The sequence below is a fragment of the Oceanicoccus sp. KOV_DT_Chl genome (assembly GCF_900120175.1).
In the GTDB taxonomy this organism is placed as follows: Bacteria; Pseudomonadota; Gammaproteobacteria; order Pseudomonadales; family Dasaniaceae; genus Oceanicoccus.
This window is the reverse complement of sequence record NZ_FQLF01000002.1, coordinates 2,249,672-2,276,029: the sequence shown is the minus strand read 5'-3', so window position 1 is coordinate 2,276,029 and position 26,358 is coordinate 2,249,672. Positions and strand designations below refer to the sequence as shown.

28 protein-coding genes are annotated in these 26,358 nt (G+C 44.9%); 20 read left to right on the top strand and 8 right to left on the bottom strand.

The window, feature by feature from the left end:
* Nucleotides 1–148 precede the first annotated feature (148 nt).
* The 14 genes from UNITIG_RS14510 (at nt 149) to UNITIG_RS14440 (ending at nt 9,419) form a co-directional block, all read left to right on the top strand.
* Entirely contained in the window at nt 149–673 is a 525-nt protein-coding gene (locus tag UNITIG_RS14510; RefSeq protein ID WP_101759027.1) for a hypothetical protein, read from the top strand.
* A gap of 159 nt (nt 674–832) precedes the next feature.
* A complete protein-coding gene (locus tag UNITIG_RS14505) occupies nt 833–1,309 on the top strand; it encodes an aquaporin (RefSeq protein ID WP_235015400.1) in 477 nt (158 codons plus the stop codon).
* A gap of 206 nt (nt 1,310–1,515) precedes the next feature.
* Nucleotides 1,516–2,313 carry a transporter gene (locus tag UNITIG_RS14500; protein WP_200821298.1) on the top strand — a complete coding sequence of 266 codons (798 nt, stop codon included), beginning with the start codon at nt 1,516–1,518 and terminating at the stop codon, nt 2,311–2,313.
* Nucleotides 2,314–2,336: 23 nt separating this feature from the next.
* Complete coding sequence (locus UNITIG_RS14495; RefSeq protein WP_101759026.1) at nt 2,337–2,597, top strand: hypothetical protein; 261 nt, start codon at nt 2,337–2,339, stop codon at nt 2,595–2,597.
* Nucleotides 2,598–3,053: 456 nt separating this feature from the next.
* Nucleotides 3,054–3,677 carry a carbonic anhydrase family protein gene (locus UNITIG_RS14490; RefSeq protein WP_101759025.1) on the top strand — a complete coding sequence of 208 codons (624 nt, stop codon included), beginning with the start codon at nt 3,054–3,056 and terminating at the stop codon, nt 3,675–3,677.
* Nucleotides 3,678–3,802: 125 nt separating this feature from the next.
* The gene (locus UNITIG_RS14485; RefSeq protein WP_101759024.1) at nt 3,803–4,162 is read left to right on the top strand and encodes a glyoxalase superfamily protein; all 360 of its coding nucleotides are present in this window, start codon (nt 3,803–3,805) and stop codon (nt 4,160–4,162) included.
* Nucleotides 4,163–4,240: 78 nt separating this feature from the next.
* Nucleotides 4,241–4,651, top strand: a complete 411-nt coding sequence (locus UNITIG_RS14480) for a DUF6010 family protein (RefSeq protein WP_101759023.1) — start codon at nt 4,241–4,243, stop codon at nt 4,649–4,651.
* 34 nt (nt 4,652–4,685) lie between these two features.
* Entirely contained in the window at nt 4,686–5,183 is a 498-nt protein-coding gene (locus UNITIG_RS14475) for a shikimate kinase (protein ID WP_101759022.1), read from the top strand.
* 877 nt (nt 5,184–6,060) lie between these two features.
* Complete coding sequence (locus UNITIG_RS14465; RefSeq protein ID WP_101759020.1) at nt 6,061–6,303, top strand: hypothetical protein; 243 nt, start codon at nt 6,061–6,063, stop codon at nt 6,301–6,303.
* 3 nt (nt 6,304–6,306) lie between these two features.
* Entirely contained in the window at nt 6,307–6,741 is a 435-nt protein-coding gene (locus UNITIG_RS14460) for an RDD family protein (RefSeq protein ID WP_101759019.1), read from the top strand.
* 126 nt (nt 6,742–6,867) lie between these two features.
* The gene (locus tag UNITIG_RS14455; RefSeq protein WP_101759018.1) at nt 6,868–7,461 is read left to right on the top strand and encodes a DUF2238 domain-containing protein; all 594 of its coding nucleotides are present in this window, start codon (nt 6,868–6,870) and stop codon (nt 7,459–7,461) included.
* Between the two features lie 48 nt (nt 7,462–7,509).
* Entirely contained in the window at nt 7,510–7,875 is a 366-nt protein-coding gene (locus UNITIG_RS14450) for a DUF805 domain-containing protein (protein ID WP_101759017.1), read from the top strand.
* Between the two features lie 80 nt (nt 7,876–7,955).
* A complete protein-coding gene (locus tag UNITIG_RS14445; RefSeq protein ID WP_101759016.1) occupies nt 7,956–8,186 on the top strand; it encodes a hypothetical protein in 231 nt (76 codons plus the stop codon).
* 297 nt (nt 8,187–8,483) lie between these two features.
* Nucleotides 8,484–9,419, top strand: coding sequence for a tetratricopeptide repeat protein (locus UNITIG_RS14440; RefSeq protein WP_101759015.1), 936 nt, complete (start codon nt 8,484–8,486; stop codon nt 9,417–9,419).
* 116 nt (nt 9,420–9,535) lie between these two features.
* On the opposite strand, the gene UNITIG_RS14435 is transcribed toward UNITIG_RS14440, so the two are convergent.
* From UNITIG_RS14435 to UNITIG_RS14425, 3 genes are all read right to left on the bottom strand, one after another.
* Nucleotides 9,536–10,114, bottom strand: a complete 579-nt coding sequence (locus UNITIG_RS14435; RefSeq protein ID WP_101759014.1) for a DUF4136 domain-containing protein — start codon at nt 10,112–10,114, stop codon at nt 9,536–9,538.
* Nucleotides 10,115–10,203: 89 nt separating this feature from the next.
* Complete coding sequence (locus tag UNITIG_RS14430; protein WP_101759013.1) at nt 10,204–11,451, bottom strand: MFS transporter; 1,248 nt, start codon at nt 11,449–11,451, stop codon at nt 10,204–10,206.
* A 139-nt stretch (nt 11,452–11,590) separates the two neighbouring features.
* Nucleotides 11,591–11,926 carry a hypothetical protein gene (locus tag UNITIG_RS14425; protein ID WP_101759012.1) on the bottom strand — a complete coding sequence of 112 codons (336 nt, stop codon included), beginning with the start codon at nt 11,924–11,926 and terminating at the stop codon, nt 11,591–11,593.
* Between the two features lie 205 nt (nt 11,927–12,131).
* On the opposite strand from UNITIG_RS14425, the gene UNITIG_RS14420 reads away from it, so the two are divergent.
* The 5 genes from UNITIG_RS14420 to UNITIG_RS14400 all read left to right on the top strand — a co-directional run bounded on the left by UNITIG_RS14420 (nt 12,132) and on the right by UNITIG_RS14400 (nt 16,828).
* The gene (locus tag UNITIG_RS14420) at nt 12,132–14,108 is read left to right on the top strand and encodes a thiamine pyrophosphate-binding protein (protein WP_101759011.1); all 1,977 of its coding nucleotides are present in this window, start codon (nt 12,132–12,134) and stop codon (nt 14,106–14,108) included.
* Nucleotides 14,105–14,425 carry a c-type cytochrome gene (locus UNITIG_RS14415; protein ID WP_101759010.1) on the top strand — a complete coding sequence of 107 codons (321 nt, stop codon included), beginning with the start codon at nt 14,105–14,107 and terminating at the stop codon, nt 14,423–14,425. Before UNITIG_RS14420 ends, UNITIG_RS14415 begins: the two co-directional genes overlap by 4 nt.
* 41 nt (nt 14,426–14,466) lie before the next feature.
* Complete coding sequence (locus tag UNITIG_RS14410) at nt 14,467–15,162, top strand: hypothetical protein (RefSeq protein ID WP_101759009.1); 696 nt, start codon at nt 14,467–14,469, stop codon at nt 15,160–15,162.
* Nucleotides 15,163–15,291: 129 nt separating this feature from the next.
* Nucleotides 15,292–16,359, top strand: coding sequence for a hypothetical protein (locus UNITIG_RS14405; RefSeq protein ID WP_101759008.1), 1,068 nt, complete (start codon nt 15,292–15,294; stop codon nt 16,357–16,359).
* Nucleotides 16,360–16,450: 91 nt separating this feature from the next.
* On the top strand, nt 16,451–16,828 hold the full coding sequence (locus UNITIG_RS14400; RefSeq protein WP_101759007.1) for a hypothetical protein: 378 nt from the start codon (nt 16,451–16,453) through the stop codon (nt 16,826–16,828).
* A gap of 64 nt (nt 16,829–16,892) precedes the next feature.
* Here the strand turns inward: UNITIG_RS14400 and UNITIG_RS14395 are convergent, their stop codons facing one another.
* Nucleotides 16,893–18,062 carry a HupE/UreJ family protein gene (locus UNITIG_RS14395; protein ID WP_101759006.1) on the bottom strand — a complete coding sequence of 390 codons (1,170 nt, stop codon included), beginning with the start codon at nt 18,060–18,062 and terminating at the stop codon, nt 16,893–16,895.
* 56 nt (nt 18,063–18,118) lie between these two features.
* On the opposite strand from UNITIG_RS14395, the gene UNITIG_RS14390 reads away from it, so the two are divergent.
* Nucleotides 18,119–18,949 carry a DUF4198 domain-containing protein gene (locus UNITIG_RS14390; RefSeq protein ID WP_101759005.1) on the top strand — a complete coding sequence of 277 codons (831 nt, stop codon included), beginning with the start codon at nt 18,119–18,121 and terminating at the stop codon, nt 18,947–18,949.
* Between the two features lie 132 nt (nt 18,950–19,081).
* On the opposite strand, the gene UNITIG_RS14385 is transcribed toward UNITIG_RS14390, so the two are convergent.
* The 4 genes from UNITIG_RS14385 to uca form a co-directional block, all read right to left on the bottom strand.
* Entirely contained in the window at nt 19,082–19,288 is a 207-nt protein-coding gene (locus UNITIG_RS14385) for a hypothetical protein (RefSeq protein WP_101759004.1), read from the bottom strand.
* A 135-nt stretch (nt 19,289–19,423) separates the two neighbouring features.
* Complete coding sequence (locus tag UNITIG_RS14380) at nt 19,424–20,734, bottom strand: DEAD/DEAH box helicase (protein WP_101759003.1); 1,311 nt, start codon at nt 20,732–20,734, stop codon at nt 19,424–19,426.
* 183 nt (nt 20,735–20,917) lie between these two features.
* Nucleotides 20,918–22,717, bottom strand: a complete 1,800-nt coding sequence (gene atzF, locus UNITIG_RS14375) for an allophanate hydrolase (RefSeq protein ID WP_101759002.1) — start codon at nt 22,715–22,717, stop codon at nt 20,918–20,920.
* A gap of 45 nt (nt 22,718–22,762) precedes the next feature.
* Nucleotides 22,763–26,353: an urea carboxylase gene (gene uca / locus UNITIG_RS14370; protein WP_101759001.1), complete on the bottom strand. Its 3,591-nt coding sequence runs from the start codon at nt 26,351–26,353 to the stop codon at nt 22,763–22,765.
* Between the last annotated feature and the right edge of the window lie 5 nt (nt 26,354–26,358).

The window sequence follows — 26,358 nt, the reverse complement described above, 5'->3', positions numbered from 1 at the left end:
CCAAGGCTATAATTGATAGCCAAAGAATCAACACTCTTTAGTTGTTCGCTTGAATATAAATAGATATTCCGTATTATCTATAACTTAAGTCTAAGTAGTAGCAATAATTAACATAATAAATTCAAGCTTACTGCAAGGAGTAATTTCCATGACAAAGTCAACTAAACCGTCAATTTTTATCGCTCTTATAATCAAACTGCTACTGGTTACGCCATTATCAAATGCAGCCCCTATCAATCTGGTCGACTACTTTAGTTTATCTGGAACAGGGCTTATTGATTTTCAGGATATTCCAACGCCCGGAGGAAGCGTCAACTTCGATAGTCCGTTAGCTGTTTCTGGTGCAAGTTTTTCAGAGCGATTCACTGGTCAGGCGCTTAGCTATAGTGGCGCCTCAGACGTTCTCAGCGGCTCTCCACTCGAGCCTTTGAGTTTACAGTCTGGCGCCATTGGCGAAAACATTCGTGTCGCCGAAGAAGGCTCCAACAAAGGCATAGATGGTCATAGTATTGGTAGTTTTGGTGGCGAAGGCGCTCTGGCATTACTATTTGATCAGGATCAACTTGAATTTGGGCTTGCTATACTCGGGGTCATGGAGGCACAGCAAACTTCGAATTTTGGGCTCGTGATGGCTCACTCATTGATTCGCTCTCACTATCAAGTCTTGGCCTAGTGAACTATTTTGGCTTCAGCAGGGACTCCGGCGCAGAAGATATCGCAGGTGTATCTATTTGGAATACAGATCCAGGCGGTATTGGCTTCGATGACATTCGCTACACTGTAGCCGCCGTACCTATTCCAACGTCTGCTTGGCTTTTCTGCTCGGCGATCATTGCAATGGTTAACATCAAGCGTAAAAACTAGATCAATTGCGCAAGTTGCCGGCGGTGTTGCAGGAGCAGCAATTTTATATGTTATTGCCACCGGCCAGACCGGTTTCGATGTGACGGCAGGTTTTGCTTCGAATGGTTATGCAGAGCACTCTCCAGGTGGGTATAGCTTGATTGCCGCACTGGTGACGGAAATTGTAATGACCTTTATGTTTTTATTCATTATTCTAGGCGCAACAGATAAACGTGCACCACAAGGGTTTGCTCCTATCGCTATTGGTCTAGCCCTGACACTTATTCATCTTATCAGTATTCCAATTACTAATACGTCTGTTAATCCAGCAAGAAGTACTGGCGTTGCCTTATTTCAGGGAGGCTGGGCGCTATCTCAATTATGGCTTTTCTGGATTGCCCCCATCGCAGGTGCAATCTTGGCCGGGGTAGTCTATCGCTGGCTTGAAGCTGAAGAAAAAGTCTAAAACGTGTATAACGGACCTTGGGTCTATTGAACACATTGTTTATTGTTATTGCCTTAAAGCGATATAGTGAGACCTAAACCTGCAGCAACAGGTTTTCAGTCTGGTAGCCCGATTAATGACCGGTACAAGTTTACCTAGCCCGGCAACAAGCAGAAGAGCGTGTACTTCCCCTATTTGGTATATCACTTAAGACAGGAATTATGATTATGTTTCGTCGATTTAAAGTAGGTTTGTTTGGATTATTTTTATTACCGATGGCCGCGTCAGCGAACGACAGTGCTGAACTCGCCAAACAATTGTCCAACCCGGTCGCCGCACTGATCAGTGTGCCCTTACAGTTAAATTACGATCAGGATATTGGCGCAGATGATCGGGGTGATCGCTGGACATTAAATATTCAGCCGGTGGTTCCTATCGAGTTGAACGAAGACTGGAACATTATTTCACGCACCATTCTGCCGCTTATTTCACAAGACGACCTCCCTTTTGATGGCGACTCAGAAAGCGGTATCGGCGATGTTGTGCAAAGCGTATTTTTCTCACCCAAAGCACCAAGTGACTCCGGCTGGATCTGGGGTGTCGGCCCGGTCGCCTTAATTCCTACCGGATCAGACGACACATTGACCGGTGACAAATGGGGCATTGGTCCCACAGCTGTAGCATTGAAACAGGAGAATGGCTGGACCTACGGCGCACTGGGCAACCATATCTGGTCGATGGATGGTAATGATGACCGCAACGAGATCAGTGCCACATTTTTGCAACCGTTTTTATCTTACACGACCGCCGATGCGATCACTTATACGGTTAACACTGAGAGCACCTATGACTGGAAAGACAATCGATGGACAGTACCGATTAATCTCAATATAAGCAAAGTAACAAAGGTGAGCGATCAACTGGTTAGCATAGGTGGCGGGGTCAAATATTGGGCGGCAGGACCTGACGGCGCCCCGGAAGGGCTGGCATTCCGACTTATTGTGACGCTGCTGTTTCCTAAATAACTGTCGACTTCAGGGTGATAACTATGCGTCTCTTTCAATATTGTTTGACCTTTCTTTTAGTCATGCTGTTAGCTGCCTGCAATAGTCAGCCACCGCCACAAAGTGACACCGAGCGAACGGAATATCATGCCAATAGCTGGGAAACCATGATTCCGGAATCCTGCCTGAGTTATTTTGATGGCTGCAATAACTGTCGACGCAGTGCAGATGGCAAAACCGCGGCCTGCACACGCAAAGCCTGTTTAAATTACCAAAAACCACAGTGTATGGACAATGAGCAATAACATCCCCAAGAATTAAGGCGCCTGATTGAAGACTTTATTATCAAGGAGCATCTAATAACGTGAAGCGCTGGGGATGGGCATTGATAGAAACGAACCGGTAATTCGCCGACGCCAGCCGCAGAAAATAGAAGTCTACACGGACAACCTGACAGCCACACTGGCACCCAGCGATAAACAACTCAATGAGTATTTAGGCCACACTCAGATAAATTCAGAACTTACAGATGCATTATGTACGCGCTTGTGGGTGTCACTAAAGTGCACAGCCTACACTTAAACCCACTCCAGCACCTTGCAGTTTGGCAACACCTCGAGCAATCAAACGACCAGAACAATTAGCACCCAGCAAACCTAACTACAGCGCTCTTTTAATCTTTTTATTTGAAATGATATTTAGTAAAGTGTCACACCACATTCTATAAAGTAATCTGAAATAATCAAAAGACAGGATAATTAGTGAAAACACTCACCAAAGAAGATCAAGACTCCATCACACCAGAGAAAGCCTTTAATCTCTTAAAAGAAGGCAATATCAGATTTATTAATAATTTAAAAGCCAACCGCAATCTATTACAGCAGGCAAATGAAACCTCAGATGGACAGCACCCATTTGCCATTGTTTTAAGCTGTATTGATTCCAGAACTTCCGCAGAAATTATATTTGACCAAGGGCTAGGTGATATTTTTAGCACCCGCATTGCAGGGAATATTCTGAATGAAGACATTTTAGGTAGTATGGAATTTGCTTGCAAAGTTGCCGGTGCAAAAATTATTGTTATTTTGGGGCATAGCAACTGCGGCGCGATCAAAGGCGCTTGTGATCATGTCGAAATGGGAAATTTAACTGCATTACTTTCCAAAATTCGACCCGCTATTGATGATGAAGAAACAGTCATAGTCAACAGAAAATCATCAAATGATGAATTTGTCGAAAAAGTCACTATTATTAATGTTAAACGTGTCATGAATGGAATTGTTGCAAGAAGTCCAATTTTAAAAGAAATGGCTGAAAAAAATGAAATAAAAATCATTGGCGGCATGCATAATTTAATGACCGGAGAAGTCAACTTTACTATTTAAGTCGTTAAAAAAGACAGCTGACTTACTTCTAAGTTATTAGAATAATTTCACACTTAGATCACTGCTCTGGACTTTATACAAAATTGATAACACTGCATAAAAAATTACTACCAGAGATTTTAGCAATGAACTTTGGATACCCAATTCCTATATTTCGCTCTTTCGACGAAAAAAAGGCTAAAGAATTTTATATAGAATTTCTTGAGTTCAAGTTGGACTGGGAACATCGATTCGAAGCAGGATTACCGCTGTATATGCAAATTTCAAAAGGCGGCTGCGTCATCCATGTTACCGAACACCATGGCGACAGTAGCCCAGGCTCATCTATCAGAGTAGAAATCGATGAACTTGATGCCTTTCATCAACACCTATATAACAAGCAATATGAATATTCCCGGCCAGAGATAAAAGAACAGCCCTGGGGTAGAGATATGTCCATTGCCGACCCGTTTGGCAATAAGGTTATTTTTAGTCAGCTCTCCTAAAAGAACTGGTGGTATATCTATATGCTAATAACTATCAGCTGTTATACAGCCTTTTATTAAACCAGTAACAGGCATTGAATGATTACCGCTATTTTTCTTCTGCTTGGCGTTATTGCCGCTACACCACTACTGGTTTTATCCAGCAGATTAAACTACAAATCTATGCAAGACCTGTTGGGATTGTGCCTAGTGATCGCTGCCGTTATTTATCTTATTTTTTCGCTGATTTGGGGGAATGTTAGTTGGTTTTTTATCGAGCTTTCTGGCGTTGCTATTTATGCCACGTTTTACTGGCTTGCAAATAAACACTCTGTCATTTGGCTGGCAGTAGGCTGGCTTTTACATCCGCTATGGGACGTCGGGCTTCATCTTTTTGGAGCCGGTGGAGCTATTGCACCAGCAGCTTATGTGGTTGCTTGCATGGCATTTGATATAATCATAGCCTGGTATATTTTTTATCGCATAAAATTAGAACGGCCCAACAACTAGCTGGGAATATTTACTTATCAACAGGGTCAAAAACTTGAAAAAAATTTTAATATTTGGAAATTCCGGATCTGGTAAATCCACCCTTGCAAAAAAGCTTTGTCAAACCGAAGCTCTGGCACATCTTGATCTTGATACGCTAGCCTGGATGCCAACTATACCGCCGCTAAGAAAACCAATAATAGAATCTGAAAAAGCAATTTTGGACTTTATTCGTATGCACAAAAACTGGGTTATCGAGGGCTGTTACTCTGACTTACTGACTATAGCGCTGCCGTCTTCTACAGAAATTATATTTATGAACCTCCCCATTAAAACCTGCATTGAAAATGCCAAATCTCGTCCCTGGGAGCCGCACAAGTATCAATCCAAAGAAGAACAAGATAATAATCTGCCCATGCTGATAGAGTGGATCTCACAATACGCAGAAAGAAGTGATACTTTCTCCCAAGCCTCACATGAGCAACTTTATCAACAATACTCCGGCAGCAAAAAAATGCTGACGCAGAACAACTGCATTTTTGAACTACTATAATACTAAACAACATTAGTTACTCTACAACGACGCCTACTCTATAAATTTCCTGCTGCTTATTTATTATGCGTCCTTTTCATAGGTGGATTCAATTCTGTCCAAGTACGCTCTATTTGGCACCCGCAAAGGTACGGCCATCATTTATCGTAACTATGGCAGCTGGGTACCTCGGCCAACAGTGCCTGCTGGTATTCCCGCCAGTTACACCACCCGCGACCCTCGCGACTGTGCGATATGGGCCTGTTTGCTAACGGCCATTGGGGGCCCAAACTGCGCGTTCATTTGACAAAGGCGTCAACTGGGAAGATGCACGATCGATAGAATAGCCTGCAGCAGCGCTACATAACACAATACTTGCCGTCAGCGGATTTTAATCCTGACGCGCCTGTAGGCAACCTCCGCCGACACGTGCCAATCAGTATCAATGGCACGCTAATTATTGATAAAAAGAAGCTTACAGACCGTGTCAGCCAGGATGCTAGTTTATACCTCTCAGAAGCTAACCGGCGGCTAGATCAAGAAAAAGGAGTTTGCCGATATAACTGCGACATTAATCCAAACGATTATTAACAAAGTTTCTATTTACTCAGCGCACTTTAAACGTATTATGCTAATCAGGAACTTTACTCATGATTATTGCCTAAGACTCACAAGCAGAAATTCTGATGGAGAACAGCAATAAAGGATTAATGCGACTTATACACATGACTAAATCTAGAATAATTAGCCATAAAATGTTATGAAAAACCAGATACGCTGTTAATTAAAAATGGACTGTTTACTTCATAACACTTGATATGAGTTTTTAAAGCGGCTACTAATCTATAATCAGAAATTAACTTCAAATGCAAAGCAATTTTTACAGAGACTAAATAGAATGACAGACAATTTACAAAACAAACACGCCTCCTACACTAAAATAGCATGGACTATTTATTCGATACTGGCCGCTATTATTGTCGCAGTACTCGTCTTAGTTGTCGCTCAGGATAATGAAGAACGCTTCTTCTACGGCTTAATGACTACTGCTGTCGCTTATGTATTCCGCCCAACTGAAAAGTTTTTTAATCGATTGATTTTAAAATATACCGGCGTTGAGAAGCCTGCAGAACAGGAGTAATGCATGGTGGAGTCTGCAGCCCCTACTTATGCAGGCTTCTGGATCAGACTTGCTGCAACCATAGCTGATACATTTATTCTGTTGGCCTTCACCGCACCGATACTGTATCTTATTTATGGCGAAGCCTATTTAGCAGAAAACGCCCCACCTGTATTAGGTTATATTGACATTTTCATAAGCTGGGTACTGCCAATTGTTGCCACTCTTTTATTCTGGCGCTACCGCGCAGGAACACCCGGGAAACTAATCTTCCACCTCGCCGTTGTTGACGCTAGCAGCGGTCAAAAATTGACAGCATTACAATCCCTTATCCGATACTTCGCCTATATTATTTCTGCCTTACCTTTTGGCATTGGTTTTTTTTGGGTGATCTGGGATAGAAAAAAACAAGCGTGGCATGACAAGCTAGCAAAAAGTGTTGTCATTAAAAATAACTAATCGCATACTATAAACACCAACTCTGAATTTAAAGCCTGGCAGATAATTTAGTGTGCGCTAAACTGCTTTTACCAAGCCGACTATCAAGTACATCGAGTTTACGTAACCGATAAGGAGGGTCAAAATATTAGAGCCCTGTGGATAATAATATTTACTGTCTTTTTAGTTTGGTCAGGTATCAACCCCAAAGATCAGTTCACCTGGCTTCTTGAAGTTACTCCTGCACTGATCGCTGTAATCCTGCTTGCTATAAGCTTTCAATCGTTCAAACTAACACCCATACTTTATAGCCTGGTGTTATTACACTGCATTGTGCTCATGATAGGCGGCCATTACACCTATGCCGAAGTGCCTTTTTTTGATGGTTTGTTTGGCGCCGAAAGAAACAACTACGATAAAGTCGGCCATTTTTTTCAAGGCTTTGTGCCCGCACTCGTGGCACGTGAAATATTACTCCGCCGTCAGGTAGTGAATGGCAGCATCTGGATGGGATTTATTATCATATCTATTTGTTTAGCCTTTAGTGCCTTTTACGAGCTAATTGAATGGTGGGTGGCGCTTGCCACCGGCGAAAACGCCGAAGCGTTTTTAGGCACGCAAGGTTATATTTGGGATACGCAATCGGATATGGCGATGGCATTGTTAGGCACCATCTGCTCACTGCTTATGCTATCCCGTCTTCACGATAATCAGCTTAAAAATTCACTCTCAGGTAATTAACTCCCCATAATTGCCTGAATTTTTAACGGGGAAACAAGGAAGAAAACTATGAACTGGTATCTTGAAGTATTAAAAAAATATGCACAATTCAGTGGCCGAGCTCGTCGAAAGGAGTACTGGAACTTTGTACTGTTTAACTTGATCTTTAGTATCGTACTAACTTTTATCGATGGTTTAACTGGCAGCCTAAGCCCTGAAACCGGGCTAGGCTTATTAAGCGGGCTTTATGCACTGGCAGTGCTCATACCCTCTATAGCCGTCGGTATCAGAAGGCTGCACGATACAGGTCGCAGCGGCTGGTGGATTCTAATTGCCTTAGTTCCCTTAATAGGCGCACTGATATTACTCGTCTTTATGCTGCTCGACAGCGAGGCTGATAATGAATACGGCGCTTCACCGAAACTCGCAGACTAAGCTATTTCTGCTGTAGCTTTGGGGGGCAAGGCTTAATTACCCCCCTTGACTTTTATCAGGGGCTTCAAGCAAGGTTTACCATGCAACATCACGACATTGAAATATTTCAATTCAATAATCAGCACTACGAACTTAGGACTCGCAGTGACTTTCACACAGTCTTTGTCAGCGTCTATCAGAATGATCAATTAATCGGTCAGGAGTATTCTTTAGTTTACCCTCACGGCGTCGGCGTTCTACAAAACGTTGATCCTCTAACGCTGTTGAAGCAATATACCAAAGAGCAATTTATTCTATCTCAACACAGCTAACGGGTAATATTTCCAGCCGATTGCCAACCATCCGCATTAGATTCTACTTGTAAAGAACACATAGTTATATAAACCCCCTTCAATACAATTTTCTAATCATTCGGAAAGTAACTGCTAACGTTATAATTAAATTCTCCAAGTCGCTATTAAGGTGTCAGATTGTCTATTTTCTGGTTCTATCAACGTCTGGGCTTTTGCAGCGTTCTTCTCTCGCTGTTGGTACTAAACGGTTGCATCGGAATACCAAAATCTACATTTTCATTCCAGCACATTGCAGATTTTCAAACTGACGCTGGCATGAAAAGTCCAAAACAAGCCCTTGCCGAGAATGAACATTACACTCCACTGTTACTAAACCCGGGTACTATCGCGTATTTTGATAGCTATATTAACCACTCCCAACCGGCAGAATTTAGGGCGCGAATGCTCCATCAAGTATTACTTAGCCCTGCCTTCCTTGGCATTGAATACTTTGCTACTGACACCCTCACTGCTGAACACGTGCTTCAACAAAAAAGTGCTAACTGCCTTGGCTTTGCCAATGCCTATATCGCACTCGCCAGGCATTATGGATTAAAAGCCCACTTTCAAATAGTAGAAAAATATCCGCAGTGGGACCGAAACGGTGCGATGGTATCAATGAACATTCATGTTAATTCTGTTATCGATTTATCTACCAATAAACGTCTTGTGGTTGAAATCAATAGCAGCCGGTTACAAGGAACTATTCAAGCAACAACCATTGGCGACAAGCAAGCTGCCGGTTTATTTTATAACAACCTGGCTATGTCAGCCCTAGCTAATGGCGAACACTATAAAGCCTATCGACTGTTAACTAAGGCAATTGCACTATTTCCGCAAAAAGCCAGCTTTTGGTCTAACTTAGGCGCGACCTATAAAGCCAACCAGCAATTAATTGAAGCCGAAAAAAGCTATTTAACGGCTATAGCCATTGATCCGTTCGCCTATGCGGCAATCAATAATCTAGCCACACTGTATGACCAGCAGGGTCAGACGGATAATGCCGAGATTTTCTTAACCAGGTTAGGAAAACTCCGCCAAAAAAATCCTTATTATTTTTATTCTTTGGCTAAGGAGGCAGAACTGTCGAGCGACTATTTACTAGCGAAAAAGTTAGTACTAAAAGCCATAAATCTAAAGGCTGATGAACCCTTATTTGAGGATTTTTTAGCGAGAATTTTACTTCAAGAAGATCTATTAGCCATTAATTAATACTACGCCTATCATCACTGGTGTACTCTATTGATTGCTATTGGTAAATTATTTATATTCAATGAATAATGTCAATAGTTGTTGAGCATCAAGCCATGTGTATGCTGCTATAAAAACTACTTAGGCGGAAACTCCGCTAGCATTTCTTTAGCGAGCTCATTCGCTATATGATTGCGTTTAGCCTGGGATAGTTCTTTAGGTAATCTACCCTCGGCAATACCACGCCAAATAATTTTATTATCAGCAGTGGCTAGAATATCAATCACCACGGTGCCCTCTTTATAAGTACGAGGCTCATTATTACCGCTACTATAGCCCACAGCAACTGCAGTTCCCATGGTGCCGGTCGACACGGCACCATGCATCCCTCTATCATAATAATCATTAAATTGACTATTCGAATATCGCTCTTGTTTTGAAATATGGTAATTAATTAAAAAGTCACTTTTACCTTCATTCAATAGGCGGTAACCTTTAGCAATTAACTCACGATCAATATAAGTTCGGACACGTTTGTCTGAAGCATTATAACTCCGATACTCGGCCTCTTTGGAGCTATACACATCATCATACCAACGGTAGGTTTTTAGCAAAGAATAATCTCTATCCAACAAATAATCATAATTCAATTCTGGACCATTAGCACAAGCAGCAATCAACATGACTAAAAAAACAGTTTTCAAAATTTGCAACATACTTACAACACCCCTGTCATTTATGTGCAGGCAAACTAACACGGTAATAACCGGTTAACAACTCTAAGCAATATTGCCCGTCACTTTTATTAATTGACAGCTTTATTAATAGCAGCCATCCGCTGATAGCAAATTTTAATGAGTATTAATTGCCCCACTATAACCGGCACACAAGTCCATAATAAAAACTCCCAACCCCAATAATTTAATACCACACCCGAACTTAAGGCCGCTATCGCTTGCATCGAAAATACTGCGGTATCATTAACTGCTTGCGCTTTATATTGTTGCTCCGGCTTATGCGTTTGCGGTAGTAAACTGGTAGCAGACACAAATAAGAAATTCCAACCTATGCCTAAAAATATCAATGCAATCCAATAATTTAACACTCCTACACCTGACAAACCAACAACTACCATAATTGCATAGCAACCCAACCCCATCACCATCATGGTAGCTATACCGAAACGATTTATTAACAAGGGTAGCACCAGCGAAGGTAAAAACATGGCGCTGACATGTGACTGAATAACCCATTTAGTATCACTCAGGCTGTGGCCATTGTGATCATGCATGCTGACAGGGGTCGCTGTCATGACGAAACTCATTAACAAAAAGCCCACACCTGCGCCGGTCAATGCCACTACAAATAATGGGTGTGAAAAAAGCTGTGGCAGCGTAGCGGATGCAACAGGCTGCGCAGTCGATGTTGGGGCCGACGGCTGCCGATAATTCAACAATATTGCAGCAGCAATAACAAAACACAAAGATAATAGACCAAAAGAGCCAACAAAATTTACTGCCGCTAAACTTTGACCGCGAACCATTACTTCAGGGCCAAGAAACGCAGCGACAACACCAGCTAGCATAATCATTGATGCTGCTGTGGGTTTTTGTTGATTTGGCACGCTTTCCATAGCCGCGAAGCGAATCTGTTGAATCGCCGCCAAACTACAACCTATAAGAATAACCGCAGTACAAAACAGCACGAAACTCCGCCATTGCAAAGCCAACACTATTAACCCGCAACTTGCTGCCATTAACATTAGCGCAGCAATAAACACCCGCTGTCTCCCGAAGTGCTGCATCATACTCACCACGGGATACACGGCTAACGCTGTACCGATTACCATAACCGCAATTGGTAAAGTTGCCCATTCTGGCGTAGGCGCCAATTGACCACCAATAATGGCACCAATAAAAATAAGCGCGGGGCTAATACTCATAGCCAACGCCTGCACCAATGTCAGCAATAGAACATTGCGGTTGAAATAGGCACTAGTAGATTTTTCCATCATCAACACCAATCCATAGACCATTAGCATGTTTGCCAGCATCAAGAAATTTACTGCTAGCAAAATAGCGTTAATGTATCGATGTTTATCTTAAGTTGATAGTGTAATAACAGAGATTTAATAGGAGAGACCCCAGCAGCAGAAATGCTACTGGATAAAGAATGGCTAGACGCCTAAATGCTTACTTCCAATTACCACCTTGAAAACTGCAACCCACTTCCAGAGAGTCAGCTTCACCGCTGTAATAAATTAGCGTGTACTCTTCCATCACACATGTACCAATGACCTTATCGGTCACACAACTTGCATCAGTATAATTAGCGTCAGCATTAGAGCCTTCATCACCAAATTCTTCACAACGCCCAGCATCAACAGGACTAGCACAGACATTAAATGGACCCGCAAACATATTTTCTTGCACAAAATTACAACTGCCGGCATAGGCACCCAATGGGGTCACTAATAGCAACGTAGCTAAAGAGGCTATCGCTTTTCTCGACGTGATGGTGTTCTTCATTATAGACCTACTACATTTTATCCAGTATTGACGAGCCGCCACGTATTGCTTCCCACGCCACGCGAACTTTGAAATATCTTATTATCAATGCCGGCAAAAATAACCGCATTAACAGTAAAGATATGGTAAAGAGTGTTAAGGACATTTATTCCTGTGTAGGCTGATCATATACTGAGCGCAAACATCTAAAAGCAGAATCGGCACTATGGCAGACTTACCATCAGACACCCCAAGCCCTGACGACCACTCAACCGTACAGTTCGCCGTGAAACAGTTATTGGACGGCAAACTCTCTCGGCGAGGCTTTGGCAAGGCGCTTATGGCACTGGGTTTGTCAGGTACTGCCGCGCAATCAATGGCGAAAATGGTCGCTGATGACAAATCAGATTCAGAACAGCTGCCGCGTGCTGGCAAGATAGTAGAAGGCACCGGCGCGGATGTGTTAGTTGAAACTTTACTGGCCGCTGATGTTGAATATATTTTTGCTACCACAGCTACCGGCATGAGTGCATTATTCGATGCCCTGGCGTTGCGTCCGCAAATTAAATTCGTACTCGCCCTGCAGGAAGGGCAGGCCGCCGCTATGGCTCACGGTTATGAGCTGGCCAGCGGTAAAACAGCAGCACTTTTTCTACCGGGTGTTGCTGTACCCAATGCCATGAACAACCTCTATAACGCTTGGAAAGACCGCTCTGCGATCGCGGTATTTTCAGATGCTCAAGCCACCGACTATCGCGGCCGCAATCAATTTCAGCAAATGGATGACTGGATTGAACCGATGAAACAGTTTACCAAGTGGGCTTGGGAGATACACCATATTGAACGTGTTAGTGAATTTACTCGTCGCGCATTAAAAATGGCAAACACACCACCCGGCGGTCCGGTCCATATCCGCTACCCGCGTAATGTACTGGATAACGGTGGCCAAAAACAAACAGTCTACCCGCAAAGTCTTTTCCGGGTTGATGTTAATCTGCAACCCAAACCCGAACTGATTAATGCCGCAGCAAAATTACTGGTTAATGCCAAGCGCCCCTACATTAATGTCGGCCACGAAGTCACTCGCGCTCATGCAGTAGATGAGATTATTGAACTAGCTGAAATGCTCGGCGCTCCTGTTAGTCAAGGGTACTCCGTTTATGGTGACTTCCCATTTAACCACCCATTATTCGCAGGTTTTTATGGACCTGGTGCACCACGCGGATTATTTGGCTCAGATGTCTTTTTAAATTTGGGTAGCGAAATGCCAAGCTGGGGGATTATCGCTCCACCACCGCCAGCAAAAGCCCATATTATTCACGCCCGGCTGGAGTACAGTGACATCGGTAATATTTCACCAACGGATATTGCTATTGCCGGTGGCATTAAAGAAACGATTATTGCACTTAAAAGTGCCATTAAAACCATGATTAGCGAACAGGCTTTAGCAAAAATAAGCGCGCCTCGCTTACAAGCACTACAACAAAAGTTTGAAAAATTAAAGCGCAAGCAAAAAGAACAGGCTGAAGCCGACTGGAATAGTTCACCAATGAGCTGGGATCGTGTCGGTTACGAACTGGAGCAACAGTTGGAAAAAGATGCCATCATCGTTTCGGAACTCAATAATCGCACACCCTTAGAGTGGTTAAATTTTTACAGCGATAAAAAAGCCGGCAAGAGAAAACGGCTTATCGGCCAAACTACCGGCTTTGCTTTGGGCTGGGGCGTGGGTGCTGCACTGGGTGTTAAAGTCGCTCAACCTGACCGACAAGTGGTTTGCTTATTGGGTGATGGCGGATTCTTGTTTGGTCAAAGTGAAACACTCTGGATGGCCGCTCGTCACCAAATACCTATTACCATTGTCATTTTTGATAACGAGGCCTATGACGGTGAACGCGAACGCATCTACGCATTTTCGCCGTTGGCTAAAGATAAAGCACGCCGTCATTTATGGAAAGACATCAGTTGCTATCTGGGCGACCCGCCGGTGGATTTTGTTAAATTATCGGAATCATTCGGCGTCGCCGCTGAACGCGCCAGCAAGCCCGAACAGATGACCGCAGCACTGAAACGCGCCGCTATAGCCAATCGAGGTGGCAAAGCCTATTTAATCGACGCCAAAATCATGCAACAAGGAAAAGGCGCCAACGATAACTGGCACCCGGATATTGATATTGCGGCACTGCGAGATAAAAAAGTGTGATCCCTCAAACAATTTCATATTATTGGCTAATTGTCTTCGTCACCGCACTGCCCTTTTGCGCAGTGGCCAATGACCTGGATGTCTTTGATGACTACGATTGTTTTTCCTGTCACACGTTAACAGAGGCTGGCGTTGGTCCCAGCTTTTTGGCTATAGCGCAACGTTACGGTGGAAAAGATCAGCAACACTATCTAAGTGATAAAATTATTAACGGTGGCAGCGGTGTGTGGGGCAATGAAATGATGATCGCTCACCCTACGCTATCAAAGCCACAGGCACGAGAGTTAGTCGATATTATTTTGTCTACACAACCCTGACTTTAATACAATTAATCAATAATTTTCGGAATTTTTGCTCAATGATCTTTCAAAATGCTTTAAGCCAGCAACTTTACGACTTAACTGCCGCCCCTCTGCAATTAACACTAAACGCAGACTATCAAGACTTAAACACAATCAACACTTTACAGGGTGAAAAGATAGGATCAGTTTTTGTTTTCAGCGGTTTACGAATTGCTAAAATGGTCATCGCTGAGTTTATTACTGGCCCTGGCATGGTGGCATCGCTTGTGGTAATCAAACCCGAATACCACTATGACGTGCCACGTTTCGGCAGTGACTTCAGCTTAATGGGAGACAAGCTGCATCTTGATATGGATTTTTTTCCTCATCGCGACTTAGCCACAGCGCCTGACTATTATCAGCAATACTATCAACCACTCAGTGAACATTACCTGCAGGCTATGCAGCAATTTCATCTCACGCCGCCACAGGGCTTATGGTTACGTAATTATATTTCACCGCTATTTTTTATGACTGACGCCGAGCCAGCCAAGCAACTAGAGCTAGAACAACAAGCACTAAGCTACATGCAACAATGGCTGATTATTTGGGCAAACAATATCGGTCCGGTCGATTCCTCCAGTCTGGCGCAAATTCAATTACGCGCGCAGCATTTCGAGCAACTCTCAATGCAACACAACCCGGTCCTGGGCATGTTTGGGAAAATATTGGGAGAGGAGTTGGCCCACCGGGTTATTAAGAGTTTGTATTAATTTCTGCCCAATGAAGTCGATAATTAACAAAGCTTTACATAGTCTTGCACATCATTACGGGATCAAAGATTATATTAGGGCACTAGAGTTCAGTTGCTTAATATCAGTAGCCATATCCGGAGACTAAGGATGCAGTTTCGAAACACGCTTGCCACTTTGCTGCCAAGCACTATGTTTTCCAGCACCGTGCTGACCGCACTGTTGTTCAGCGCTTTTAGCTATGCTGGTGCCCATGGTGGTGCCGCAATGTCCAAAGTAGAGGAACTGCCCGCGCGCAATGGCAACTGGTCTGCAGCCGAAACCGCGAAGGGCCGCGAACAATTGATCCGCGCTTTTGATGCCGGCTGGGTAAGAGTGTTAGCCAGCGGCAAAGATCAAGCCATTCTAGAGTCTGAGCCCAGCAACCAACCCGGTGCAGCCAAGCAATACATTGTGCGCATGGCCGACTGTCTACCCCAACCTGAAATCGCCCATTGGCCAGAAAAACCTGTAGGCATGTTCAAAGATATTCTGGACAGCGGCGTGATTCGTCAACTCACTCAGGGAGTACCGGAAACCCCAGCTAATACCGCATGGTATTTTTCCAGCATCAGCCAAAAATACCAACAGGCGGTACTGGATGAAATTAGCAATCACTACAACGTCAAACTGCAACTTGAATCTGTAGTACTGCCTCCGGGCCGGCTGCCAGCAACGTCGGTATTAACTGCGAATAAAGTCGATTTTGTTTCCCAATTGAATGCCACAGGTGGAAATACCCAGGGTTTACGCCGCCGCATTTCACGTCGCTTCGGCTGTACCATGACCGCTTCCAGCCAATATATTCATATTCCGGAAAAGTCTCCTTTGGTTAAAGAGATAAAACATTTTAGCGATTTAGTATCGCGCCCGAATGTACGCATTTGTGCTGGTCCCTTAACTACCCAGACGGCCCGCGCATTTATGCCCAAGCACACCATCAAAACCAAATACGTTAATGATTTAACTGTTTGTGAGAAAGCGGTTGCCAAAGGACAAGTTGATATCATTATTAACCCACTCAATGATTTAGCCATCGGTGGCATCAAAGGGTATATTGCGGTACCAACAATGATTGTTGCAGGAACCCCCTTATGGGTGGCCAAAGAAGGGATCACCTGCGATGACGATGGCAACCCGAGAACGGAGGATGAGTGCCACGAAGTAGATGCACCCTGATCCGTTTTTATACTATGATCGTATTACTAGTAGTAAATTTTGTAATCGAACCAATACATTCACTCCACACAACAATAAGGTGAGACCTCTTATGAAAATATTCTCGAAAAGCTTGACGCTAGCCGCAGCCATCGCCCTATCCAGCAGCGCTTTTGCCGGGCTACACAGCGAAGATGACGGTGCTCCAAAGGGCAAGGCCGGTGATGGTAGCTGTACCTATATGCTGCAAAACAACATGATGGATTCTCAAGTAAAAACTTGTGAGCAACCCGCTAATGCAGCTGGCTGTAAAGTATTAGGCAGCATTGACGACAACAGCGACTCTAAGCACGCCAAAGGTGATTGCTCTATGGAAGGTGCCAAAGGCTCCTGTGACACTGGCGAAGTAAAGTGGGTTTACTATGATGGTGACTGGGAATCAATGGAAACTGGCTGCGGCTTTCAGGGCGGCGACTGGACTGACTATTAATTTTTCTAATCCAGCAATAAAAAAGGGCTTAATAGCCCTTTTTTATTGCCTATGATTTAATGCTTTACCAAAATACTCTTTCGATAAACCAATAAGCTCCAATTAAAGCAACCCCTATTGAGGCGGGTATCGTGACCTGTTGCCGGTACCAGGGTTTATTACCAAACCAAAAACCCACAATAAGAAAGCACAGGGCAATCACTGTCAGCTGCCCCAACTCAACACCGATATTAAACGCAATCAAACCGGTAACAAAACTTTGGCTAGAGAGACCAATCTCGGTTAATACACCAGCAAAACCCAGACCATGCAGCAGACCAAAAGCAAATACCAACAGCGGTCGCCAACGGCTTAACTTAGCGGCAAAAATATTCTCCACACACACATAAACGATCGATGCCGCAATTAATGGCTCCACTATCGCCGGCGATAAGGTCACGATACCTAACATACCCAGTGCCAGCGTCACCGTATGCGCGAGAGTAAAACTACTCACCTGCCACAATAGTGGCCGCCACTGGGTGGACAGTAAAAACAAACCCACCACAAATAAAATATGATCCAAACCTTTGGGTAAAATATGGGTAAAGCCCACTAACAGATAATTGTTAAAAATATCAAAGCTGCTTTGCTGAACCATCTCTGATTGCGCTGCCGCACTACCACCCGACACTAATATTCCAGAGACATTAATCTTTTTACTGGCTTGGCCATTTTGCAAATAGGCAGTATAAATATCGGCTTGCTGCTTGGTGCTAACCCGTAAGGCTGCCGACGGCAAGCGCTCACCCCACCTCCAACTGAGCGTTTGCGCCGTTAGCGGTAACTGCCCTGCCATGTTAATAACCGAATCACGCGCCAATTCGACATCACCCACGGCGGGTATATTGCTAGAGATAATATCCAATACCACTGGTAACTCGTCAGCACGCAGTTGAGTATCCTGTAGCAAGCGCGGAGAAAAAATTTGCAATTCTTCAGCTAACTGCTCAGCCGATAACTTTCGTAACCTGTCATAGAATTCGGCATTTTCAGATTGTGACGTATCGCTATGCTGCGGCCCGATATCTGCAATTAATGCCTCCAAATTAACGATTAACTGTATCTGGATTTCGCCATTTTGTGCGATATTAACATCGATGATAGCAGGCCGAATTTCATGACTATGAAGGGCGTTACTCAGTAGTAGAAGTATCGTCAGGAAAACAATTTGTAAGCTTTTAAAATAATTCATAATGTCTAATAAATGTTATAGTTGATTTAATTTCAGTCAGGGCTAGCGTGCTTATTATGAGCAATAACAAATTATATATACAGCTATTATCACTCATTGGATTAATCCTTCACTGCATTACCGGTTACAGTCATGAATTTTGGCTACAGCCGCTCAACTTCCAGTTACAAGAGCGCTCATTGATTGAAGCGAACTTACGCGTAGGGCAACACTTTAAAGGCGAACCACTGCGCTATTTCAAAACTAATTTTGAGACGTTTGAACTAACCATGGCTAATAAAACGGTAGAGATCGAATCCCGATTTGGACAATTACCCGCACTTAGCCAACTCCCCTTAGGTGAAGGTTTACATATAGCATCCTATATTTCTAACAACTCTACTGTGGTCTACCCAAGCCCGGAAAAATTCACTGGGTTTTTAACCGAGTCAGGACTTGACTGGGTACTGACGGAACATCAGCAACGCGGACTGCCCGCCAGCGGTTTTACTGAAGCCTACAAACGCTATGTCAAAAGTTTAATCGCGGTCGGTAACGGCGACGGGCAAGATCAAATATTAGGTCTGGATTTTGAATGGGTGGTAAATGACAATCCCTATCAGCTGTCAGCCAAGCAGGACAATATTAGCCTGCAACTGTTATGGCAAGGCAAACCTTTTACCAATAAAAAAGCACTGATATTTAACCGAATTGGTGACAAGGTATTGGAAGCCCAATTAATCACCGATGATCAAGGTAAAATTGTAATCCCAGTGCTGCAAGGTGGTGAATTTATGGTGAGCGCAGTCCATATGGTGAGGCCTTCTCCTGAACTTAGCGCATCAACTGAAGCGGTATGGCAAAGTTTATGGACGTCAACCAGTTTTGCCGTTGATAAATCAAAGTAATACCTCATGAAAAATTGAAATGCTTCTCAGTTTTCCCTATTAGCAAACCCATACGCTATCGCTACAGCTATTTCAGCCGATCACAAAATCGGATGCGACCCCCAAGTTGCAAAAAAACGCGCTCTTTCCCTGCTACTTTTTTGCAACCGTAAGCTTGTAGCCTTTTACAAAATAGCTGGCCGAAACCACAATCGGCAGGCAGTATAATATCCCAATCAATATTTTCGGCACTATGGTCATTTCATCATACTGACCATGAAAAGTGAATCTTGCAATGATAGCCAGCACTGCTGTACCCAATATAAAAATGCCGATTGATTGTAGAATTAATTTAAACAAATTAATTACTCCTAAATAGGTGTATCAATAGCCAAACGATACAAGCTCTTAGCGCACTTATTATTTACTATCCAAAATCTACTTGATTTAATTGCACCAAGGCGGAAAATTACACTAAAAAACAGAACTCTGGCGTCACTTCTTTTTCCGCATCACCCCAAAACCATCACCCGTCACCGGTTTTAAATTTCCTGTACCAGCTTTATTTTTCTTCGCCGATTTAGCCTTGGCCTTAGCATCTGCCTTAGAGACCTTTTTCTTTTTGGCACCTACTGACTTACCGGAATTTTTCAATTTTTTAGGACCGGTATAATTCGCTTTTAAATCCTTAACCACTCTGTGCTCGAATCGAATACCTAAATAACGCTCGATGCTAGACATTTGATTCCATTCATTGCTATCGATAATGGTAATAGCTTTGCCTTCCTGCCCTGCGCGCCCGGTTCTTCCGACGCGGTGGATATGATCGTCCCCGGACTGGGCAATATTAAAATTGATAACCAAATCCACATCATCAATATCCAGACCACGGGCAGCGAGATCGGTTGCCACCAGCACATCAATACTGCCCTGACGGAATTGATTCATAATTTGCTTGCGGTCGTTTTGCGAAATCTCGCCGTGAATAAAATTTACTTTCAGTTTATTATATTTCAACACATGACTTAATTGCTGACAGTGCTGGCGGGTATTGCAAAACACAAATACCTTGCGGGCCTGCTCTTCGGCAATTAAGGCCGTAACCAATTTCTCTTTATGCTTGATCGAATCGGCTAATACTAATTGCTGCTGAATATTCAGATGCTGTTGACGAGGCGAACCAACCTCAATAGATAGGGGTTGATTAAAGGTTTTAAGAATTTGCCCCAGGCCCTTGTGGCTCAAGGTCGCTGAAAACAATAAATTTTGGCGCTGTTTGTTACAACAATCGGCTATGGCATTCATGGCAATGGCAAAACCCATATCCAGCATGCGGTCTGCTTCATCCAGCACCAACACTTCAAGATCGCGAAAATCGGTAGTACCTTTTTCAATATGATCGACCAGTCGCCCGGGGGTAGCAATAATCACTTCCGGGTTTTTTCGTAACGTGGCTACCTGATGTTTGAAGGCCTCACCACCCATGATCAAACCACACTTAATAGGGGTAAACGCGGCCAATTGCTCAAAGTTCTTTTTGGTTTGCAGCGCCAGCTCTCTAGTCGGCAATAAGATCAGTGCTCTGGTGGCACTGTTAGGGGCGGCATGGTTCAACAGCCGGTCGATCAACGGCAGTAAAAAAGCAGCGGTTTTACCGCTACCGGTTGCAGCTGAAACCATCAAATCTTTACCCGCCAAAGCCCCCGGGATAGATTCTGCCTGCACCGGTGTGGCCTCGGTAAAGCCGAGTTTATCCAGTGCTTTTAATAATTTGGGGTGCAGGGAAAGATCGTGTAGCAAGGGCAAGGGCGTATTCCTGAAACAGATGATAATACTGGTGGGGAAGTATTACAGATTCAGCGCCACTTTTGGGGATAAATATCGTAGCAAACGGAGACATTGGGGTGCGGGGGAGTCAGGGATAAAACCTCCACCGGGCGTTTACACTCAACGGAGGAATCTAAACATTGATCCTGAAGTATAGATGCCCTAGCTTTTAGCCGCAGCCAGCCAGTGCCGCCAACCGCCATAGGAGCTGATATTACTGGCCCCCACCAAACCCGAGGCATCGGCAATAAAGCCACTCAACCAACGACCATCCGCCAGCTCCACTTTACCAATCCCCAACGGAGCCGGAATACCGGCCACGAAGGAGCCAAAATTTTCTATTGGTAATGACCAGACCTCTACTTCGATCGCCACACCATCATCTTCATCACGCATCATCGCTGGCCGCTTACCATCCGCGAGGGCGTACAATAAGTAATTGGAAGCACTATGGGTTTTAGCCATAAGCGTGGCCCCGCGCTCACTCAGCTGCCAATTCAATGGCTGCCCCTCAAGATGCGCGCCACAAACAACCACCTCCACTGTTGATTCTATGGCAGCCTGTTTTGCTATGGCTGGCTGAGGTAAAGGGTGACTCCCCGTCGCCATGGGTAGACCACAAGCCTGTTGTAATTGCTGGCTATAAGACAGCAAGCGAATATCGTCAAAGGCGTGGGAAAATAATGAAACACCCCAGGGCACGCCGCAATCAGTAAAGCCAATAGGCACTGCGGTCGCGGTGTAATCTAACAGGTTCACAAAGTTGGTATAGGTACCTAAAGTTGAGTTGTGCGCAATCGGCTGTTCACGCAACTGTTGACGGGTGTAAAAGGTTGGCGAAGTCGGGATGACAGTAAAGTCTACGCCAGCAATTAGCGCATCACACTGGCGTTTTAATTCAGCCAGACGGTATTGTGCCGCAAAGGCCTGGGCAGCGGTGGTGCCTTCTGCACCTTTGATAATGGTTTGAATTACCGGCAACATCGATTCAGTTTTTACCTGCTCAGTTGCTAACCAGCGCTCAGCTACCCAGGGACCTTCGTATAATAACTTGGCAACGGTCAAAAACGGCTCAAAGTTAATTTCAATTTTCTCACCACCCAGCGCAATAAAGTGAGCGACCGCTTGATCAAACAGTTTTTCAGTTTCCGTATTATGTTGAAAATCCAGCTGTGCTGGCACCGCAAAGGTAAACGCCGCTTTGGTGTTGCCAAAAAAACGTTTGCGGTTAGCGTAATGATTAGGTCTTGCGTAGGGGTCCTGTTCATCATAACAAGCCGCGACGTCTAACACAGTGGCTGCATCGTCGGTGTTTAAGGCAAATATGCTGACACAATCCAGAGTCCGGCAAGCAGGAACTACACCGCGCGTGCTTAACAAGCCGAGACTGGGCTTATGCCCGATTAAATTATTTAACGCGGCAGGTACACGACCAGAACCCGCCGTATCTGTACCCAAAGCAAAACTGACTTGCCCCAGTGCAGTAGCAATGGCAGACCCGGCGCTACTACCACCAGAAATATAGTCTTTATTAAAGGTGTTTTTTCCCTCACCAAAAGGAGAGCGCACACCGACCAAACCGGTGGCAAATTGATCGAGATTGGTTTTCCCCAGAGGCACCGCACCCGCTGCAATCAGCTGCTCCACCACAAAAGCAGATTGTGTCGGCGTATAAGCAAAATCCGGGCAGGCCGCGGTGGTCGCAATTCCCGCTAAATCAATATTGTCTTTAATGGCAAAGGGCACGCCGTACAAAGGCAAGGCATCGCTATCAGCTTGTTCCAGTGCTAAAAAATAAGGCTCTAACTCATCTTCGGTCAGCAAGTGAATCCAGGCATTGTAATCACTCTGTGCTATTGCCTGCTGCCGTAATTGCAAAATTAATTGCCGCGGCGTGGTACTGGCCGACAGATAACTTTCGCTTACAGCGGCCAATGATAAATTGATTAAGGTGTTACTCATAATTTGATTTCTCTCATCTACATAATGTGTTCGCGATACTCAGACTTACTGCGCTTTCAACCACAGCAGCTGTTGACCGGCTACCACTGCCTGTCCCGGCTGGGATAAAATTTTCTGCACAGTACCAGCGCTACTAGCAAATACTTCAATCTCCATTTTCATGGATTCCAATACCATCAACACATCACCACTCGCCACGATGTCACCCTCTTTCACCTGCAGCTGCCAGACATTACCGGAAACCGAACTATCAACCGCTACCATTCCTTCTGGAATAATGTGCTGATCTAACGGCGCAGACATCACTTCTTGTTGTTCATAAGTCAATTGACCGGTAGCTCGCCAGTGCGCCAACTCGTCAGCAAACGCTTGCTGCCGCTGCTGTTGAAATTGTTCAATGGGTGCTTGTTGCTGATCGAGAAACTGTTGGTAATCGGCCAACTTAAATTCGGTTTCTTCAATCCGCAAAGGATAATTGCCCAAAGGAAAATCACGGCGAATAGCGTGCAATTCATCCGCAGTCACCGGATAGAAACGAATTTGATCAAAAAAGCGCAGCAACCAGGGCTGCGAAAAACATGAAGTACTGCGATAGCGGTTCCACATTTGCAAAGTGCGGCCTACAAATTGATAACCACCTGGCCCTTCCATCCCGTACACGCACATATAAGCGCCACCGATACCCACCGAATTTTCCGCAGTCCAGGTTCTGGCCGGATTATATTTGGTGGTTACCAAACGGTGGCGCGGGTCTAACGGAGTCGCCACCGGCGCACCTAAATAGACATCGCCTAAACCCATCACTAAATAAGCAGCATTAAAGACAATGTCTTTTACTGCTTCGATATCTTCCAAGCCATTAATGCGACGAATAAATTCCAGATTGCTCGGACACCAGGGCGCCCCCGGACGCACCGACTGCATGTATTTTTTTATCGCTAATTGACAGGCTTCATCATCCCAACTCAATGGCAGGTGCACGATACGAGACGGCACACTGAGTTGTTCACTATTGATAAGTGTGGCAACACCTTGCTCAATATGCTCAAGCAGCGAGCTCAGCGACAGTTGCTGTGAATCATAATGAATTTGCAATGAGCGAATACCTGGTGTCAGTTCACGCATACCGTCCAACTGATGCGCCTCTAACCACAGCATTAAGGCGTGGACTTTAAAACGCCGCTCGATATTGAGTTCCAGCGGCCCTAATTCAACCAATAAAAAATGATCACCGGCCACACGATAAACCACCTCGTCATCACCGGTTTTGGAATGCTTAACGATGGGAGAAATCAATTGCTGCTCAGCAATTGCTAACGGTGTTAATGGCGATAGTTGTTTAATCGCTGCTTGCTGCTGCGCTTCTAACGTTACCGCTTGCTCCACCGTAATCGCCTGGAAACGAATTCTGGCGCCAGCTTTTAATTGTCCCAGCTTCCACAGGTCAGCAGTAATCACCGTAACTGGGCAGACAAAACCACCCAACGACGGTCCATCCGGCCCTAAAATAACCGGCATATCACCGGTAAAATCCACCGCCCCAAAAGCGTAAGCGTTATCGTGAATATTAGAGGGATGTAAACCTGCTTCACCGCCTGTCTCACGCGCCCACTGCGGCTTGGGGCCAATCAAACGCACACCGGTGCGGCTTGAGTTGTAATGCACTTCCCACTGATGATTGATAAAAGTATCAATATCACTTTGCTGAAAAAAATCCGGGGCGCCATGAGGCCCATAGATAACCCGCAGCGTCCACTCATCGTTTATGACAGGGCAACTATGCTGCGGCAACACAGTTTCTTTATCAGTCCCGGTGCTCTCTACCAGGTGCAATACATCCCCTGCACGCAATGCGCGCCCCGCATGACCGCCAAATTTGCCAAGGGTGAATGTGGCTCGAGAACCTAAATACAAAGGACACTGCAAGCCCCCCGCTACAGCTAAGTAGCTGCGCGCACCCGCTAAAATTTTCCCTAGGCGTAATTGCTGACCAGCGGCAATAGTAATGACTTGATTCATGGCAACAGGCAGATCATCGATAAACGCTTCGATCTCGCCACCGACCAATGCCAACCGGGTTGCACTGGTAAATAATAAGGTCGGGCCATTCAGCGTAATTTCCAGGGCTGCTGCGCTGTCATCATTGCCTAGCAAACGATTAGCGAGTTGCAAAGACAGGCTATCCATCGGCCCTGAAGGTGGCACACCGACATGCCATAAACCGGTACGACCAGGAAAATCCTGAACCGTGGTTTGGGTACCGGCTTGCAATACTTGAATCGCTGTTGTGGTATAGACAAAATCCGCCAGGCTACGGGTTAACAAACGCCCCTGCTGGCAACTGTTAGATGCCAGTATTTTTTGTACATAATCAAGATTGGTTTCAATACCATAAATAATGCTGTTAGCCAGCGCCTCGGTTAACTGCGTTAAAGCCTGCTGACGGTCAGTCGCATGCACAATCACTTTGGCTAACATGGGATCAAACAGCGACGGTACTTCAACACCCGATTCAATCCAGTGATTAATACGCAAGCCATCGGCAACTGGCCACTGCACTTGCGAGAGCAAACCGGCGCAAGGTTGAAAATCTTTCAGCGGATCTTCAGCATAAACCCGAACCTGAATGGCATGACCCTGTGGTTGCGTTTGCTGCTTAAGTGCCAACAGGTCATCCATTTCACCGCAGGCTTGTTGCAACATCCAGTGCACCAGATCCACACCCCACACCTGTTCGGTGACGCCGTGCTCAACCTGCAAACGCGTATTAACTTCCAAAAAGTAAAACTTATCGTTGTCCGCATCATAAATAAATTCCACCGTGCCGGCATTGCGATAATTGACCGCAGCCATCAAGCGCTCCGCCGTGGCATGTAATTCCTGACGCATGGTTTCGCTTAAATTTGGCGCGGGGGTTTCTTCAATTACTTTTTGATTACGACGCTGAGCAGAACAATCACGCTCACCCAACGACACCACCACACCCTTGCCATCACCAAAAGCCTGCACTTCAATATGGCGAGCATTGCCGATAAATTTTTCCAGAAAGACACCATCATTGGAAAAATAATTAGCACTTAAGCGCTTGACACTGCTCCAGGCCTGTTCCAGTTCCTGCTGGCTTTGGCACACTTGCATGCCGATACCACCACCGCCGGCGGTGCTTTTTAATATTATCGGGTAGCCGACATCGGTAGCCCATTGCAGCGCAGCCTGTAGGTCATTCAGCAAGGGCGAACCGGGTACCAAAGGCACCCCAGCCTGTTCCGCCACATCCCTGGCTTGATGCTTTAAACCAAAGATATTCATTTGTTCCGCAGTGGGTCCAATAAAAACAATACCCTCGGCTTCACAGCGCTGCACAAATCCGGTGTTCTCACTTAAAAAACCATAACCGGGATGAATCGCCTGCGCTTTATGTAGCTTAGCGGCGGCAATGATTTTATCCATATCCAAATAAGTGTCTGCGGCATTGCCCACCCCTAAGCTGACAGCAACATCGGCTTGCTGCACATGCAAGGATTCGGCATCGGCTTCGTTAAAAACAGCTACCGACTTCACCCCTAACTGTTTCAAGGTACGAATAATACGTGTGCTAATAGCACCACGGTTGGCAATTAATACAGTGTTAAACATGATGC